17 protein-coding genes are annotated in these 16948 nt (G+C 58.1%); 4 read left to right on the plus strand and 13 right to left on the minus strand.

Going from position 1 to position 16948, the window contains the following annotated elements; all coding sequences use genetic code 11:
* The first annotated feature begins 94 nt into the window (after positions 1-94).
* A complete protein-coding gene (locus tag K2184_RS08690) occupies positions 95-415 on the plus strand; it encodes a FaeA/PapI family transcriptional regulator (RefSeq protein ID WP_004104889.1) in 321 nt (106 codons plus the stop codon).
* A 765-nt stretch (positions 416-1180) separates the two neighbouring features.
* Positions 1181-2332: a lactaldehyde reductase gene (fucO, locus tag K2184_RS08695; RefSeq protein WP_004104888.1), complete on the plus strand. Its 1152-nt coding sequence runs from the start codon at positions 1181-1183 to the stop codon at positions 2330-2332.
* 112 nt (positions 2333-2444) lie between these two features.
* On the opposite strand, the gene K2184_RS08700 is transcribed toward fucO, so the two are convergent.
* The 5 genes from K2184_RS08700 to K2184_RS08720 all read right to left on the minus strand — a co-directional run bounded on the left by K2184_RS08700 (position 2445) and on the right by K2184_RS08720 (position 8508).
* Complete coding sequence (locus tag K2184_RS08700) at positions 2445-3224, minus strand: heme ABC transporter ATP-binding protein (protein WP_017145499.1); 780 nt, start codon at positions 3222-3224, stop codon at positions 2445-2447.
* Positions 3217-4212, minus strand: a complete 996-nt coding sequence (locus K2184_RS08705) for a FecCD family ABC transporter permease (protein ID WP_004104885.1) — start codon at positions 4210-4212, stop codon at positions 3217-3219. Before K2184_RS08705 ends, K2184_RS08700 begins: the two co-directional genes overlap by 8 nt.
* Positions 4212-5030, minus strand: coding sequence for a heme/hemin ABC transporter substrate-binding protein (locus K2184_RS08710; RefSeq protein WP_004114781.1), 819 nt, complete (start codon positions 5028-5030; stop codon positions 4212-4214). The genes K2184_RS08705 and K2184_RS08710 overlap by 1 nt, the downstream gene beginning before the upstream one ends.
* Positions 5027-6067, minus strand: coding sequence for a hemin-degrading factor (locus tag K2184_RS08715; RefSeq protein WP_004104883.1), 1041 nt, complete (start codon positions 6065-6067; stop codon positions 5027-5029). Before K2184_RS08715 ends, K2184_RS08710 begins: the two co-directional genes overlap by 4 nt.
* Positions 6068-6138: 71 nt before the next feature.
* Entirely contained in the window at positions 6139-8508 is a 2370-nt protein-coding gene (locus K2184_RS08720; RefSeq protein WP_004104882.1) for a TonB-dependent receptor domain-containing protein, read from the minus strand.
* A gap of 215 nt (positions 8509-8723) precedes the next feature.
* On the opposite strand from K2184_RS08720, the gene K2184_RS08725 reads away from it, so the two are divergent.
* Both K2184_RS08725 and K2184_RS08730 read left to right on the plus strand, forming a co-directional pair.
* Positions 8724-9008, plus strand: coding sequence for a SelT/SelW/SelH family protein (locus K2184_RS08725; RefSeq protein WP_004104881.1), 285 nt, complete (start codon positions 8724-8726; stop codon positions 9006-9008).
* A 76-nt stretch (positions 9009-9084) separates the two neighbouring features.
* Positions 9085-9435 (plus strand): nitrous oxide-stimulated promoter family protein, encoded by a 351-nt coding sequence (locus K2184_RS08730; RefSeq protein ID WP_004104880.1) that lies wholly within the window; start codon positions 9085-9087, stop codon positions 9433-9435.
* Positions 9436-9500: 65 nt separating this feature from the next.
* On the opposite strand, the gene sitD is transcribed toward K2184_RS08730, so the two are convergent.
* The 8 genes from sitD to K2184_RS08770 all read right to left on the minus strand — a co-directional run bounded on the left by sitD (position 9501) and on the right by K2184_RS08770 (position 16946).
* Complete coding sequence (gene sitD / locus K2184_RS08735) at positions 9501-10355, minus strand: iron/manganese ABC transporter permease subunit SitD (RefSeq protein WP_163525332.1); 855 nt, start codon at positions 10353-10355, stop codon at positions 9501-9503.
* Positions 10349-11197: an iron/manganese ABC transporter permease subunit SitC gene (gene sitC / locus K2184_RS08740; RefSeq protein ID WP_004104878.1), complete on the minus strand. Its 849-nt coding sequence runs from the start codon at positions 11195-11197 to the stop codon at positions 10349-10351. The genes sitD and sitC overlap by 7 nt, the downstream gene beginning before the upstream one ends.
* Positions 11194-12015 (minus strand): manganese/iron ABC transporter ATP-binding protein, encoded by an 822-nt coding sequence (locus tag K2184_RS08745; RefSeq protein ID WP_004104877.1) that lies wholly within the window; start codon positions 12013-12015, stop codon positions 11194-11196. The genes sitC and K2184_RS08745 overlap by 4 nt, the downstream gene beginning before the upstream one ends.
* Complete coding sequence (locus K2184_RS08750) at positions 12012-12929, minus strand: metal ABC transporter substrate-binding protein (RefSeq protein WP_032728988.1); 918 nt, start codon at positions 12927-12929, stop codon at positions 12012-12014. The genes K2184_RS08745 and K2184_RS08750 overlap by 4 nt, the downstream gene beginning before the upstream one ends.
* A 177-nt stretch (positions 12930-13106) precedes the next feature.
* Entirely contained in the window at positions 13107-14069 is a 963-nt protein-coding gene (locus K2184_RS08755; RefSeq protein WP_004104875.1) for a LacI family DNA-binding transcriptional regulator, read from the minus strand.
* A 56-nt stretch (positions 14070-14125) separates the two neighbouring features.
* A complete protein-coding gene (locus K2184_RS08760) occupies positions 14126-15040 on the minus strand; it encodes an ROK family protein (RefSeq protein ID WP_142447858.1) in 915 nt (304 codons plus the stop codon).
* Positions 15041-15285: 245 nt separating this feature from the next.
* Positions 15286-15600 (minus strand): PTS lactose/cellobiose transporter subunit IIA, encoded by a 315-nt coding sequence (locus K2184_RS08765; RefSeq protein ID WP_004104873.1) that lies wholly within the window; start codon positions 15598-15600, stop codon positions 15286-15288.
* 23 nt (positions 15601-15623) lie between these two features.
* Positions 15624-16946 carry a PTS cellobiose transporter subunit IIC gene (locus K2184_RS08770; protein WP_004104872.1) on the minus strand — a complete coding sequence of 441 codons (1323 nt, stop codon included), beginning with the start codon at positions 16944-16946 and terminating at the stop codon, positions 15624-15626.
* Positions 16947-16948: the final 2 nt, after the last annotated feature.

Genomic DNA, 16948 nt, shown 5'->3' on the forward strand with positions numbered 1-16948 from the left:
ATGTACTGTTTAAGTTGAAATTTAAAGTTAATGTTGCCGTTTTTATGGGGTCATCCCATACTCCCAAGCACTGAATGACAGAAGGAGCTGACTCATGAAGATTGCAATTTCACCCAGTACGCCAGATTCACATCATGGTTCGCTAACCGCAGTTGAGAGTTTAAGAACATTGATGACCACAATGGGCATCAATAAATTCTCCGGGGTGAACGTACCAGAGCAGGAGTATATTCTTTATGTATTGAAAGAACATGAGCCTGAGGGGTTACTTACTCGTGAGTTAGCGGACAGGTGCGAAATGTCAATATATAAGGTCAGACATTTACTACTGCCGTTAGAGAAGTATGGTCAGGTGATCAGAATAAAGGTTAACAAACATCATAAGTGGTATTTTTATAATAAACATATTGACTAAAGGTCATACTAACAAGAGGCTGTGATGTTTGCAATAAATATAGAAATCTTAGGCGTTTTTTGTTTTTTTTAAGGTTTTTTGAGAATCGATATCTCGCAAATAATAGAGAAAGTTCTTAATGCTGATATCTTTTTCTTACTCGTAACAAGTCATTTCGCTATTCAGAGGGTGATAAATTTTTATCAGCGATGATAGATAATTCTTAGAGGGTCATTTGAGCGAAGGACGATGATCGCAGGAGGGCTTTTTTTGTTGATGAAATGACACGCTTGTTTCTGATATGTTAAATTGGCGGCCGGGTTGTCAGATGAGCATAACGACAGAGCGCAATGAGCTAAGGATGCCGGTAGCAAAGGTAGAAAAATGAAAATCCCGATCCTGGCTCTTCTTTATGTACTTCGGTTGAGTGGCGTCCTCATTCCTGTTTTGGCACTTGCTGATAAAATATCTATTTTCCCGGGAAGCGATGTTGATCATAGAAAACAAAATAATGTGATCCAGTTCAATAATATTTATCTGAGAATAGTGGTTGGTTGCTGCTTATATTGAGGGGCGAAGCTTATCACTCGATTAAGCGCAGGGAGTCGCTGATGTCCAATATACTGGACTCACTTTGTTGTATATGACCGATACGTGAATTTACTGCGCCAACGTGCAGAGCAATTAGGGTGTTATTTGATATGAAATAATAAAATGGCTGCGTCAGTCACGTTACTGTAGGGCTAAATATTATGGTTATCAAACACTCGAATTGAGGGAGCACAAATGGCTTACAGAATGATTTTAAACGAAACCTCTTATTTTGGCCCAGGTTCGATTCGTTGTATCGTAGATGAAGTTAAAAAACGCGGCTTCAAAAAAGCGCTGGTGGTCACGGATAAGGATCTGATTCGTTTTGATGTAGCAACCAGGGTGTTCGCTATCCTCGACGGCGCCGGATTGCCCTACAGCGTCTTTGATGAAGTGGTCCCGAATCCCACGATTGAGGTTGTGCAGCAGGGCGTAGAGGCGTTTAAACAGTCAGGCGCCGACTACCTGATCGCGATCGGCGGCGGCTCGCCGCAGGATACCTGTAAGGCAATAGGCATTATCATTAATAACCCCGAATTTGCCGACGTTCGCAGTCTCGAAGGCGGGGCGGATACGAAAAACGCCGCCGTACCGATGATTGCCATCCCAACGACCGCCGGTACCGCGGCGGAAGTCACCATCAACTACGTAATAACCGACGTACAGAATCGCCGTAAGTTTGTTTGCTACGACCCGCATGATATCCCGGTGGTAGCGATCATCGACGCCGAAATGATGAGCAGCATGCCTGCCAGCCTGAAGGCGGCCACCGGCGTAGATGCCCTGACCCACGCCATTGAAGGCTATATCACTAAAGGCGCATGGGAATTAACCGACATGCTGCATCTGAAGGCCATCGAGGTGATTGGCCGCTCGCTGCGCGCTTCCGTACAGGGCGACGCGCAGGGCGCGGAAGGGATGGCGCTGGGGCAATATATTGCCGGGATGGGTTTCTCCAACGTCGGTCTGGGGCTGGTTCATGGTATGGCTCATCCGCTGGGCGCTTTTTACGGCACGCCGCACGGTGTGGCTAATGCGGTGCTGCTGCCGCATATTATGGCTTATAACGCCGAATTTACCGGCGAGAAGTATCGCGACATCGCGGTTGCGCTTGGTAACAAGTCGGCGGCAACCCTGCCGATTGCCGAAGCGCGTGCCGCGGCAATTGAGGCGGTGGCGCAGCTGAATCGCGACGTCAATATTCCGGCGCGCCTGCGCGACGTGGGAATGAAAGAAGAAGATATTGATGCTCTGGCCGCCGCGGCCCTGGCGGACGTGTGTACCGGCGGCAACCCGCGCGATACCAATCTGGAAGAGATTAAAGCGCTCTATCGGCAGATCTTCTAATTTGCCAATCACAACGAAGCCGGTAAAGGTATCGGCTTCGTTGTTTATCAAGGAACGTTTTCACAGGACGGGCAGAGCGTTAGCCTACGCCCGGCACAATCATTTCCTCAGCTCACGGCGCCAGATACACCTGCGGAACGGCCGCATCGGGATGTTTGCCCGTGCTGACCTCCGCGCCGTACCAGCGGCTGATAATCGGCTGCTGGATCACCTCCTGCGGCGTGCCCTGAGCCACCAGTTTCCCCTGATGCAGCAGCAGAATCCGATCGGCCCATAGCGCTGCGAGGTTCAGATCGTGCAGTACCACGCAGACGTGCAGGCGGCGGCTGCGGGTCAGGCGTTTGAGCAGGCGCAGCAGGTGCTGCTGGTAATAGAGATCCAGCGCCGAAGTGGGTTCATCAAGGAACAGCCAGCCCTCGGGGGCGCCCTCGCACCAAAGCTGCGCCAGGCAGCGGGCCAGCTGCACCCGCTGCTGCTCGCCGCCGGAGAGGGTAGGGTAGCGTCTTCCGGCCAGATGATCGCACCCGGTCTCTTTCATTACCTGGCAGATCATCTCCTGGTTTATCGCGCCGCCCCACGGCGAGCGCCCCATAGCGATAATCGTTTCTATCGGCCAGTCTGCGTGCAACTGGGTGCGTTGCAGCATCACCGCCCGGCGGCGCGAAAGCGTTTCTGCCGACCAGCTCTCCAGCGGTCGGCCTTCCACCACCCGTTGGCCCTCGTCGGGCGTTAAATAACCGGTCAACAGGCGCAGCAGGGTCGATTTACCGGCGCCGTTGGGGCCAATCAATGCCGTCATCTCGCCGCCGCAAAGCTGGAGCGAAACATCATGAATAATCTGCCGGTTACTCAGACGCAGCGAAAGCGAACGCGCGCTATAGCGGTTATCCATGAGCCCCTTTCTCCCGACGAAAAATCAGCCACAGAAACCACGGCGCGCCGAGTACGCTGGTCAACAGCCCGACCGGCATCTCGGCGGGAGCGGCAACGGTGCGCGCCAGCGTGTCGGCCAGCAGCAGCAACATTGCGCCGCACAGTAGCGAACCGGGGACCAGGCCGCGGTGGTCCGGCCCCAGCCACATCCGCATCAAATGCGGCACCACCAGTCCGATAAACCCGATAATGCCGCTGATGGCCACCGCTGACGCCACCAGCAATGCGCTGCACAGCAGCAGCAGCCGCTGCAGGGCGCGAACGTTGACGCCGAGATAGTGCGCCTCTTCATCGCCCAGCTGCAGCAGGTTGAGCCGCGAAGCCATCGCCCACACCACCAGCGAGGCCGGGATCATCAGCGTGGCGGCCACCAGCAGCGTCGACCATTCCGCTTGCCCGAGGCTGCCCATCCCCCAGAGGGAAAGCTGGCGCAGCTGGGTATCATTGCTGATCCACGAAAGTACCCCGACCAGCGCGCCGCACAGGGCATTAATGGCGATGCCGACCAGCAGCAGGCGCGAAAGCGAGGCGTCGCCCGCCCGGCTGAGAATAAAAATTACCACCATCACCGCCATGCTGCCGATAAACGCCGCCAGCATCGGGGCGTACAGCGCCACGAGCGCCGGCACCGACAGGGGCAGTACCAGCCAGCAGGCGACCGCCAGCGCCGCGCCGCTACTAATGCCTAGCAGCCCGGGGTCGGCGAGAGGGTTGCGAAACAACCCCTGCATCACGCAGCCGGAAAGCGCCAGCGCGGCGCCGACCAGCAGCGCCAGCAGCACTCGCGGCAAACGAATGGTCAGCCAGATACTCCTCAGGATTTCATCGCCGGAGGGCAACAGGCTGGCTAATGGCAGGCGCATTGCGCCCAGGGTCGTGGCGAGCAGCGTCAGGACAATCAGCAGCAGCGTCATTAACCACAGATGACGGGCAGGGTGGGTGCGCATCAGGGCAGATGCTCCGCTTTTTGCCGTAACGCGAGCACCGCCTGCGGGGTACGCGGGCCAAAGCCGAGCAGGGCCATATCATCTATCACCAGCACCTGCTTATTGCGCCCCGCTGGCGTCTGCGCCAGTCCCGGCAGTTTCCAGAGCCCGGCTTCGCCGCCCATGCCTTTCAGCCCATCGGCGGAGATCACCACCAGGTCCGGTTTACTGGCAATAACGCCCTCCTGCGACATGCTGCGATAATGGTCGAAGCTTTGCATGGCATTCTCTAACCCGGCCGCCCTGATTGCCCCATCCGCTGCGGTTTGTTTCCCGGCCACCATGGTATTCATGCCGCCGTGGCTGAGGATAAACAGCACCCGCTTGTTTACAGGCTGGGAAGGAATTTGCGCGATCTGCTGAAGAAGCTTGTGGCGCAGAGCTTTTCCTTCGCTCTGCTTACCGAGGGCGTCGGCAATCACGTCAATTTTTGCTTCGATTGCCGGAAGGTCGTAGCCGCCCGGCACGTTGACGACCTTAACCTTATTCTCTGCCACCTTTTTCAGCACCAGCGAGGGCTGCGCCTGGGCGCTGGCCAGCACCAGCGTCGGGCGCAGGGAGAGGATCCCCTCGGCATTCAGCTGGCGGATATAACCCACATCCGGCAGGCTCTGCGCGGCGGCAGGCCAGGTGCTGGTGCTGTCTTTCGCCACCAGCTGCCGCTGGGCGTTGAGGGCGTAAACCACCTCCGTGACGTCGCCGCCGAGTGACACAATGCGCTCGGCGGCGGCGCTGGCCAACAGCGGGAGCGCCGCAAGCAATATCAGCCAGCGCTTCATGCGATGAGTCCTTCGGTAGTCAAACGATCGACCTGCGCACGCCACTGCGTCTGCTCCGGATGGCCTTCGCTGCGTTGACCGAACAGCTGTGCGATCTGCGTGCCGTCTTTGGCGAACAGCTCGACGCTGGTGACGTGGCCGTCAGAGGTCGGTTTGCGGGTCACCCAGATTTCATCCACGCTCTCCTCGCGCAGATGCAGGGTAAAAGCGGTGTTGAAGATATTCAGCCAGCCGCGCATCGGAGCGACTTTTTCCAGCGCGCCGGTGAAGATCTGCACGCAGCCGCGGTTGCCGACAAAAATCATGATCTCGTTGCCGTCCTGGCGGATGGTTTCCAGCAGGCCCGGCAGCGTCTGGTTGTCAATGCGGCAGGCGAGGTCGTCGCTGACCAGGCGGAAAGCCTGCTGGCGCGACAGGTTATATTTTCTCAGCAGGCCGAAGAACTGGTGGACGTCGGTCATGGCGCGCCATTCGTTTTCCAGCGCCTCGCCGTCGGCGGAGTCGGCAAATTTCAGCGGATCGGCCGGGCGAATCGCCAGCGGGGCAGGCGATTGCTGCGTCTGCGCGACAATCAGCGCATCCCAGGCCGCCATGTCGGTATTTTCAGTGGTGTAAACCTTGAGCAGCGCGTCGCCGTGCGGATCAAAGAACTGGATGCTCTGGCGGCCGTTGTCGTTCAGGCGAAAAGCGCTGGCCCACTGGCTCAGAAACAGGCGCAGGTCGAGGGCGCGCGGATTTAGCACCAGTCCGGCGTGGCCGCTTAAATGCTGATGGGTAAATTCGCCGACCTGTTCATGCACCGCGTATTCGTTGCGACAGATGCATTTGGTTTCCCCCACGGCTTCCAGTGCCGTCAGGATGGCGCGGGCGTCGTTCTGCAGACGTACGGCGTCGTAGCCCAGGCGGGCTTCGGTTAGCTCCGCTTCGCTAATCCCCATTTCGGCGGCGATATCGCGGGCGTATTTCGCGGAAGATTGCGCTTTCGTGGTCAGGTAGCGTTGCCACAGCGGGGCATGTTGCGGTTGGGTGTTTTGCATAATTCACATCCTTCTCTACGATGAGTTTCCCCGGCGCGCGGCCGGGGAGCAGGTTTCTTATTATTGGCCGGTCAGAAATCGACGTTCACGCCCAACTGCCAGGTACGGCCAGGCATCACCGCCAGCGCTCTGTCGTTGGCGTCCTGATTCGTCGCCGTTTCGATATTGCGGCTGCTCAGATAATCCCAGTATTTACGATCGGTAATGTTGTAAACGCCGCCGTTCAGGCGCACGTTCTTCGCGACCTGCCAGTACGCGGTCCAGTCCAGCATGCCGTAGCCCGGAACGCGCATATATTCGTTGGTCGAATCGGTAATGGCGGAACCGGTGTTGGTATAGCTTTCACGGTTGGTGGCGGTGGCGCGCTTGCCCTTAACAAAGGTGGCGGTCAGCGCGGTGCCGTACACTTTTGCCGGATCGTCCCACGCCACGCCGACGATAGCCTTCATTGGCGCGACGCTATCGAGGTCAACGTACTTGTCGCCGCTGTAGCTGGATTTCGATTGCCCCTCGCTATAACCGTAAGCGAGGGTGGCGCTCAGGCCGTTAACCTCTTCAAACCAGGTGCCAAAGTTGAATTTAGCGCTGATTTCGCCGCCGTAGATATAGGCTTTATCGCGGTTTTCCGCCTGGTAAATGGTGTAGATGTTCGACGGAACGCTGGCGAACTGCAGCGGATTATTGGCGCGGGTGTAGCGGGTATAGGCGATAAAGTTCTTATAGGTGTTGTAGAACAGCGCGGTGCGCATGGTGATGCCTTCCGTCACTTCGCCTTTCATCCCCCACTCAACGTTATCGCTGGTTTCGGTTTTCAAATCGGTGTTGCCGATCAGCGCATACTGGGCGCGTCCGGCGTAGCTGGAGCCGAGGTTCCAGGAACCGTACAGCTGGCTGGCGTTAGGGAACTGCGCGCCGCGCTGATACTGCAGATAAGTCATCAGGCGCGGAGTGATATCGTACTGCAAGACCAGCGACGGCAGCGCCTGGGTATCAGCGTTCTTACCGTACAGATTTGACACGTCGGAACCGGTCAGTACGCTGCTGTTGTTGGCCAAATCGGAGACGTTTTCCGGTTTGGTCGACTGATGCATCACACGAATGCCCGGGATCACCGCGAAGTTATGGCCGTCGAGATCGAAGTTAATTTTGTCCTGCAGGAAGCCCGCAACGATATAGCCGCGGCTATCGGCGTCCGGCTGCATAATCTGGCTATAAGCGCTTGGGGTTGGCGACTGGGTTAACGGCCGCTGGGTTTTCGTCGTGCTGGCGTTAAAACCGGCGCTCAGATCGTGGCGGCCTATCGATTTCGCCAGCGCGCTCTGAATACCCCAGGTGTCGGTGTCATAGTCGGAGCTCACCGTTTGCATCGCGCGGGTGATGCTGTCGGGCATATAGGTCCAGTCGTGGGCCTCGGTATGCTGGTAGTAGACTTTAGTCGATACGCTGTCGATATAATCATTCATCGGCGTCCAGTCATCTTTCAGGCTCAGGCCCCAGCGACGGGTCTGACTGGTCTGGTTTGACGTGCCGATAACGCTGTTGCCGCTGGAGTCCCAGGCGTCGTAATGGGTGTGGTTCGTTTTATGGTAATAATCGAAGGTGCTGGTGAACTTATGCTCGTCATTGGGCTGCCAGATCCCGGAGGCCATAAAGGCGTCCGAGTGCCAGTTTGCCGGATAGGAATCAACGGTCCCGCTGTTATTTTCCGTCTCCTGACCGTCGCGACGGCTGTAGACGAAGATCCCGCGCAGGGTCTCGTCGCCGCCGGCAACGGTGACGCCGTTGTGCCAGCTGCGATCGGATGAGTCGTAGCCGCTGCGGTAGCCGAAGGCGCTGGTTTTGCCCGGATGCAGATAGTCATCCGCAGATTTCGGACGGAAAGAGACGTTGCCGCCGATGGCGCTGTTGGCGGTTTCTGTTGATGTCGCCCCGGACTGAATATCAATGCTGCCGTACATATAGGGGTCAATATAGTCGCGACCCATACCGAAGGTATTGAGGCCCGCGCGGCTGGCGTAGCTGCGTCCGGTGGCGTTCGGCTGGGCGATGCCGTCGACGTCGATCCCGACGCGGTTGCTCTCCATGCCGCGAATATTGTAGCCGGTATAGCCGCCGCGATCGAAGCCGCTTTTGCCGTTTCCGGAACCGCCGCTGGCGCCGGTGGCGCTAATCAGCGGCTCGTAGCGCATGATCGAGCCAAAGTCGTTGGCCCCTTTATCCTGCAGCTCCTGAGCGCTGATCGAATGTTCGCTGCCCGCTTTTAGCAACGGCGCCGGCGCGGTAACGGTCATCCGTTCCGAGCTTTCATCAGTCGATGCGCTGCTGGTGGTTTTCGCGGTGGTATCAGCCGCACCGGCGGAAGTCTGATAAATTGCTGTAAGCAAAGAAGTCACCAGCAGGCTTTTCTTGAACCATGCTGTTGATTGAGTGGAGTTATACATAGTAGCCACGCCTTAATCATTATTAGTATTGGCTCACGCGTTACTTCCAGAGTGCAGGTGTGTCCCGTTATTCCGTTACTGGACGTTTTTTCTCCATGCTTGTTGATTGCGAATGGTAATGATAGGTATTATCGTTTGCAACAAAATAATCATGTATTCTTCAATTAATCTGCAAGTTGTTTACAATTTGCCCTTTTACTGACAGCGAGAAGCCGATGAGCCACAAAGCCGCGATTACCATCACCTACTGTTCGCAGTGCAACTGGATGCTGCGCGCCAGCTGGATGGCCCAGGAGCTGCTGCACAGCTTTAGCACCGACATCGCTTCGGTCACGCTGGTGCCGGGGACCGGCGGGATCTTCGTGGTCGCCGTTGATGATGTGCAAATCTGGGAGCGCAAGCAGGACGGAGGTTTCCCCGATGCGGCGGAGCTCAAGCGCCGGGTACGCGATGTATGCTTCCCGGAAAAACCGCTGGGGCACCTGGACAAGCCGGCATAATCCTCAGGGAGTATGGGGCTGCATCGCCCTCTCTGAATGTGTATTATGAATACATCTTTTTCGGGAGGAACAGGCGATGGCGGGCAAACGTATTGCGCGGGAAAAAAAGACCATTAGCAGCATGATCGCGCTCTACCAGCGCCGCTGCCCGGAGGCCCGTGACGATACCGAACACTATCAGGCGCTCAACGCCTATGCCGACAAGCGGCTGGATAGGTGCGTATTTGGCGAAGAAAAGCCGGCCTGCAAGCAGTGCCCGGTGCACTGCTATCAGCCCGCGAAACGCGAAGAGATGAAGCAGATTATGCGCTGGGCGGGGCCGAGGATGCTCTGGCGGCATCCGATCCTGACGATTCGCCACCTGATCGATGATAAACGCCCGGTGCCGGAGTTACCGGAAAAGTATCGACCCAAAAAGCCGCAATAAACTCCCCGGCTTGCGCTGCGCTTAGCCGGGCTACAATTCGTGCGGTCTGTAGCCCGGATAAGGCGTCAGCCGCGACCCGAGGCCTCGCCGGAACGGGCTGTGGTCTGACTATCGCGAACCGACGTCCAGACAAACGCGATAACGAACAGGACGGTAAACAGCACCACAATGGTCGGCGCCGGGGCGCTGTCGAGATAAAACGACAGCCACACGCCGCCCAGCGAACAGCTTAACGCTATCGCCACCGCCAGCAGCAGGGCGCTGACAAAACGTCGCGTCAGCAGCAGAGCGATCGCCCCCGGCGCTATCAGCAGCGAAATCGACAAAATGATCCCCACCGCTTTCAGCGTCGCCACGATGGTCAGCGCAATCATGCACAGTAGCCCATAATGCAGCAGCCCGCAGTGCAATCCGCTGGCCTTCGCTTGCTGCGGGTCAAAGGCGTGCAGCAGAAAGTCACGCCACTTAAACCCGATAATCAGTGCTATTCCCAGTGCGATCAGCGACGTTTGCGCAATATCGCCGGCGGAAATTCCCAGCATATCGCCAAACAGAATATGATCGAGATGCACCTCCGACTGAATCGACACGTACAGCACCAGGCCCGCGCCAAACATCCCGGAAAACACGATGCCCATGATCGTATCGCGTTTAATGCGGCTGTTATCGTCGAGATAGCCGGTGGCGATGGCGCAGAATAACCCGGCGATAAACGCGCCGATGGCGAAGGGGATACCGAGGATATACGCTACCACTACCCCCGGAAAAATCGCGTGGCTCATGGCATCGCCCATCAGCGCCCAGCCTTTGAGCACCAAAAAGACCGACAGCAGCGCGCAGGGAACGGCAACGATCGTCGACACCAGCATGGCGTTGACCATAAAGGAGAACTGAAAAGGTTCAAGCAGCGCGCTCAGCATGAGGCCTCCCTGGCGCGGCGACGGCTGGCGAGCAGGCCGTGCTTCGGCGCGAAAACAAAAGCGGCTAAAAACAGCAGCGTCTGGGCGACGACGATAATCCCGCCGGTCGCCCCGTCCAGATAGTAGCTCAGCCAGGCGCCGAAAAAGCTGGTCAGGCTGCCAATCGCAACGGCAATCGCCAGCAAGCGCGGGAAGCGATCGGTCAACAGCCAGGCGGTGGCACCGGGCGTCACTACCAGACAAATCACCAGAAACGCGCCGACGGTTTGCAGCGCCGCCACGGTACAGGCCGCCAGCAGGGTAAAGAACAGCAGCTTTAACCCGCTGGTGTTGAGGCCAATCGAACGAGCGTGGCTTTCATCGAAAAAGGTCACCATCAGGTCTTTCCACTTCAGCAGCAGAATCGCCATCGAAATAAAGCCAATCGCCGCCAGCTGAATAATATCCTCCGGGGCAATTGCCAGAATATTGCCGAGAATAATGGTCTGGATATTCACCGAGGTCGGATTCAGCGACACCATAAACAGGCCAATACCGAAAAAAGAGGAGAAGATCAGGCCGATAATCGCGTCTTCCTTCAGCTTCGAGCGCTGGTTAAGAAACAGCATGCTGCCCGCGGCCAGCCCGCCGGAAAGAAACGCCCCCAGCGCAAAGGGCAGACCGAGCATATAAGCGCCCGCCACGCCGGGGACAATGGAGTGGGAGAGGGCGTCGCCAATCAGCGACCAGCCTTTGAGCATCAAGTAGCAAGAGAGAAATGCGCACACCCCGCCTACCAGGGCCGAAACCCACATCGCATTCAGCATATAGTGATAACTAAACGGCTCCAGCAGCCAGCTCATCTTTCGCCCCCCGCCGCCCGGCGGCTGATAAATGGCCGCTCATCGTCGGTAATAATCCGCTCTTCCGCGCCGCTCAGCACCACGTGGCGCAGCACGCCGCTAAATGCCAGCTCGAGGTTTTCAGCGGTAAAGGTGCTTTCCGTCGGGCCGCTGGCCAGCACGGTACCTTTGACCATCACCGTGTAGTCGCAGAATTCGCTTACCGAACCGAGGTTGTGAGTGGAAACCAGCATGGTGCAGCCTTCGTCGCGCAGTTCCCGCAGCAGCTCGATGATGCGCGCTTCGGTCTGCACGTCGACGCCGGTGAAGGGTTCGTCCAGCAGGATGACTTTTCCCTGCTGAGCGATAGCGCGGGCCAGAAAGACGCGTTTTTTCTGGCCGCCGGAGAGTTCGCCGATCTGACGATGGCGGTACTCGCTCATGCCGACCCGCGCCAGGGCGGCGTCGACAATCTCATGGTCACGCGGTTTGGCCCGCCGTAGCCAGCCCATATGGCCGTAGCGCCCCATCATTACCACATCCTCCACCAGTACCGGGAAGGACCAGTCCACCTCTTCCGCCTGCGGAACGTAGGCGACGAGATTCTGCCGCAGAGCGCGATTAACCGGCTGACCGAGAATCGCAATATCGCCCTTTCCGACGCGCACAAAGCCCATCAGCGCTTTAAACAGCGTCGATTTTCCCGAGCCGTTCACGCCGACCAGCGCGGCGATAGAGCTGCGCGGGACGCAGAACGAGGCATCGCGCAGCGCGGTGTGGCCGTTGCGGTAGGTGACGCTGACGTTGTTGACCGCGAGGCCCGGCTGCTCATGGCTCATGCCTGTTTCCTTAGTCCGTCGTTGATGCCCTGGACGATGGTTTGGGTCGTAACGCGCAGCAGGTCGAGGTAGGTCGGCACCGGGCCATCGGCGGTACTCAGGGAGTCGACGTACAGGACGCCGCCATAGTGGGCGTCGGCTTCCCGGGCCACCTGACGCGCCGGTTTATCGGAAATGGTGCTTTCGCTAAAAATGGTCGGGATGCGCTCTTTCTTCATGGTGTCGATGGTTTTGCGCACCTGCTGCGGGGTACCCTGCTGGTCGGCGTTGATCGGCCACAGATAGAGCTCCTGCAGGCCGTTATCGCGGGCCAGGTAAGAAAACGCGCCCTCGCTGGTCACCAGCCAGCGCTTATCCTGCGGCAGCTTCGCCAGTTCCGCCTTCAGCGGCGCCATGGTCTGACGGATCTTCTCTTTGTAGGCTTCGGCGTTGTGGCGATAGGCGTTGGCGTTTGCAGGATCGTATTTCACCAGCGCGTCGCGAATATTATCGACATAGATCAGCGCGTTGTCCGCCGACATCCACGCGTGCGGGTTGGGTTTGCCGTTATACGGCCCTTCGCTGATGCCCATCGGCTGAATGCCGTTACTGACCACCACTTCCGGTACGCCGTTTAAGTGCTGATAAAAGCGCGCAAACCACAGTTCAAGATTCAGGCCGTTGGCGAGGATGAGCTGCGCGCCCTGCGCGCGTTTGATATCCCCGGGCGTCGGCTGATATTCGTGGATTTCAGCCCCCGGTTTAGTAATGGAGCTGACGTCGGCGGCGTCGCCCGCGACGTTTTGCGCCATGTCGGCGATCACCGTGAAGGTGGTAATCACTTTAAATTTCTCTTTGGCCTGGACGGGGGCGACGGCCAGCAGCGCCAGAGTCGCGGCAAACATCAGATGCTTCAAAGGTGGCAGGTGCAGCATAAGGTCCCTCACAACGTTGCGGTTAATTAATCAGCATTTATAGCCATTGCTATGTTATATAGCATAAGCTATTTATAAATGAAAATAATTCTTATTTAGATGTGAGGCGAATGATTAGCGTGGAAACCAGCGGTGCGTGCGGAAAAGGCCCGGCCAAAGGGAGGTCGGGCGCTAAAATCAGGAGAGATCGGCCACCGACTGGCGGGGGATCAGGCGGCCCGCCAGCGTGCGCCCTTCGGGAGAGAAGGCGGGGCGCTCGTCAATCAGGTTGCGGATACGCTGCAGGCAGTTCTCCATCAGCTGCTCCAGCGGCCAGGAGATACAGGTCAGCGGCGGATTCAGCAGCGAGGCGAGGGGAGAATCCTCCAGGCTCAGCAGCGAAACCTCCTGCGGTACGGCGATGTTGAATTCGCGCAGCAGGCGCATCGCTTCGGCGGCGTAGCGGTCGCGTTTCACGATAATCACCGAGTATTTGCTGAAGCTGTTGATCAGCGTCAGCAGCGCCTGTTCAACGTTGTCGTTGGCCGCCAGCATCAGCTGCCGGTTAAAAGGGATGGAGTAGTTTTGCAGGACGTTGCGATAGCCTTCGAGCATCTGGCGGCTGGCGTCATCGCTGTCGCTATCAATAAGCAGAGCGATATTGCGATGGCCTTTGCCGATCACGTAGCGGCAGGCGCTTTCGGTAGCAAAAGCGTAGTCATAGCCCTGATTATTGACCCCGGCAATGCTGAAACGGTCAAAAGAGATCACGTTGCGCGGCGCATCCGCCGGGACGGCGCCGAGTACCACTACCGCCACGCACTGACGCTGTAGATCATCGACGACCGCCGCCTGTTCCGCCGCATCCGTGACGTACTGAACAATCAGGTTCTTATTCAGCCCCTTCAGCGCTAATGAAAGCATCGGCAGCAGGCGCGCGCCGCTGCTTTCATCGTTTGCCGGGATCACCAGCCCCACGTGATTGGATGTTTGACTGGCGAGGTTTTGCGCGGCAAAGCTCGGGCGGTAGTTAAGTTCTTCTACCGCGCGCAGCACCGCTTCCCGGCTCTCTTCGCGCACGCCCCGGGTGCCGGTCAGCACGCGGGATACCGTCGCTCGGGAGACATTCGCTAATCTTGAAACATCATCAATGGTTGGCATGGCTTTTTCTGTGTGAATATTTTCGCCTAGCTTAGCATACCTGCTGAAAAAAGTGTCTACCGGCGGGGGCCTTCAGCAGCGGCCAGAACCGGCAGCCAGGCCGCGCCGCGCACGCCGCTGGCGTCGCCAAAGCACGCCTTTTTGATCTGCGTTCGGCAGCTGTCGGAAAAGAGATACGGGACGATGGCCGACGGCAGCTGCTCGTAGATTTGCCCGACGTTGGAGAGCCCGCCGCCCAGCACAATCACCTGTGGATCGAGGATATTGATTACCGAGGCCAGGCTACGGGCGAAGGCGTCAATAAAATGCCGCCAGTGGGCCTGCGCCTGGGGATCGCCGTTTTGCGCGGCGGCGATAATCGCTTCCGCAGGCGCCTGTTCGCCGTAGCGGCGGGCAAAGCCGGTACCGGAGATAAAGCTTTCGATGCAGTTCTCTTTGCCACAGTAGCAGGGCTGCGCCGGACCGTCGCGCTCGGGGCAATAGCCCGGCAGAGGATTGTGTCCCCACTCGCCAACGATGGCGTTAGGCCCGCTGAGTAGCCGTTGGTTCACCGCGATGCCGCCGCCGCAGCCGGTACCGATAATAACGCCGAATACGGTCGTTGCCCCCGCGCCCGCGCCGTCCACCGCTTCAGAGAGGGTGAAGCAGTCGGCATCGTTCGCCATCCATACCGGTTGACCAAGTTCCCGCATCAGGTCATGACGCAGGTCGTGGCCGTTGAGCACCAGACAGTTACAGTTTTTAATCAGGCCGCTTTGCGGGTCGATAGCCCCCGGCAGGCCGATGCCGATAGTAAACGGCCGTTCGCTCCAGTCGCTGACGGTCGCAATCAGCCCGAGCAGTTGCTGCATAAACGCCTGATAGCTCTCTTTATGCGTCGGACGGCGCTGGCGATAGACGCATTCGCCCGCCGCGTTGAGCAGGACGGCTTCCATTTTGGTGCCGCCAATGTCTAAACCCAGATGTAGCATAGTTATCCTTAATCGTGGTCGACGGTTTCCCGGGCCGCGACGTTATCCGCGATGCCAGCCGGTTTTCTCCGGGAGGGCGCTACGCGTGCAGTCCGGGTAACCCGGCTAAGCGCAGCGCGAGCCGGGAAGTCAGCCAGGTGACATGAGCATTTACCGTTTTCCCGGGTTGCGGCGTCAACGCCTTACCCGGGCTACGTCATCCGCGATGCAGGCCGGTTTTCTTCTCTCCCCTGGAGAGGGGAGCCCTACGCGTGCAGCGGCCGCGAGCGGTAAATGGCGATCAGTTCGCCGATCAGCTCTTTCGCCAGAATCGAGGTCATCAGATGATCCTGAGCGTGAACCATCACCAGGGTCATTTTGGTTTTACCCTCGCCTTCGTCGGCTTCAATCAGCTGGGTCTGTACCCGATGCGCTTCGCGGGCAAAATGCGCCGCTTCTTTCATTTTTTCATCGGCGGCGGCGAAGTCTCCCGCTTTAGCGCAGCTCAGCGCTTCGTAGCACAGGCTGCGCGACTGCCCGGCGTTGATGATAATACCCATCACCTGTTCTTCTAATTCCATGACAAACCTCTGAATAGTATGAATTATGCGGACTGCGGCGCGCCTTCAGCCTGGGCGGCGGCGTTAGCGTGCTCCTGCTCCAGCAGCTGTTTTTCGTAGGCTTTGAGGAAGGGCAGATACATCACCATCGCCGTCGCCATACAAATCAGGCACATGATCACCGGGCTAAAGCTCCAGTTTGCCGCCCAGGAGGCGCCGATAGGGGCCGGCGTCGTCCACGGCGTCATCGACACCACGCGGCTGACCAGGTCCAGCTTCAGCGCAAAGTAGGCCAGGGTCGCGTTGACCATCGGCACCAGCACGAACGGCAGGAAGAACAGCGGGTTCATGATGATCGGCGCGCCGAACAGAATCGGTTCGTTGATGTTAAATACGCCCGGCACCACGCCCATCCGGCCAATCGTCCGCAGATGCACGGCCTTGCTGCGCAGCAGCATCAGCGCCAGCGGCAGGGTGGAGCCGACGCCGCCGATCAGCAGATAGTGATCCCAGAAGCCCTGGACATAGATATGTGGAATCGCGGTGCCTGCGGCCATCGCCGCCTGGTTGATCGACAGATTCGCCATCCAGAACGGATTCATAATCCCGGTGACGATCAGCGCCCCGTGAATGCCGGCAAACCACAGCACCTGGCACACCAGTACCGACAGCAGGATCGCCGGTAGGGTATCGGACGCCGCCACCAGCGGTTTCACCAGCGACATGATCGCTTCCGGGATGATCATGCCCAGCTGCGCTTCGATAAACAGGTTCAGCGGATGCAGCGTCAGCACGATCGCCAGCACCGGGATCAGGATCTCGAACGAGCGCGCCACGCCCGCCGGAACTTCAGGCGGTAGACGGATCGTAATGTTGTGGCGTTTGAGAAAGGCGTACAGCTCGGTAGAGTAAATCGCCACCAGAATTGCGGTAAAGATCCCCTGGCCGGAGAAGTAGGCGGTAGAGATCTGGCCATCTTTCAGCGGCGCGGCCACCAGCAGAAACGACATCAGCGACAGCATCCCGGCGGTCAGCGAGTCCAGGTTATGGTGCTTCGCCAGGCTGGCGGCGATCCCGACGGCGATAAACAGCGTCATCACCCCCATGCTGAAGTTAAACGGCAGCATCAGCGCATCGCGATGATCGAGCGAAAATTGCAGCCAGGCGCGGGCAAAGCCCCACGTCGTATCCGGGGAGAACGGCGGGAAGATAAACACCAGCAAAAACGAGCCAACGATCATAAAGGGCAGGGCGGTAATGAAACCGTCGCGGATGGAGGTGACGTATTTTTGCTGGCCGATCGCCCCCGCCATAGGCGTGATCTTCTGTTCAATCACGGCGATCAGCTTCGCGTACAGAGAGCTCATGA

The sequence above is a fragment of the Klebsiella sp. K5-306 genome, from assembly GCF_051835185.1.
Classification (GTDB): domain Bacteria; phylum Pseudomonadota; class Gammaproteobacteria; order Enterobacterales; family Enterobacteriaceae; genus Klebsiella; species Klebsiella oxytoca.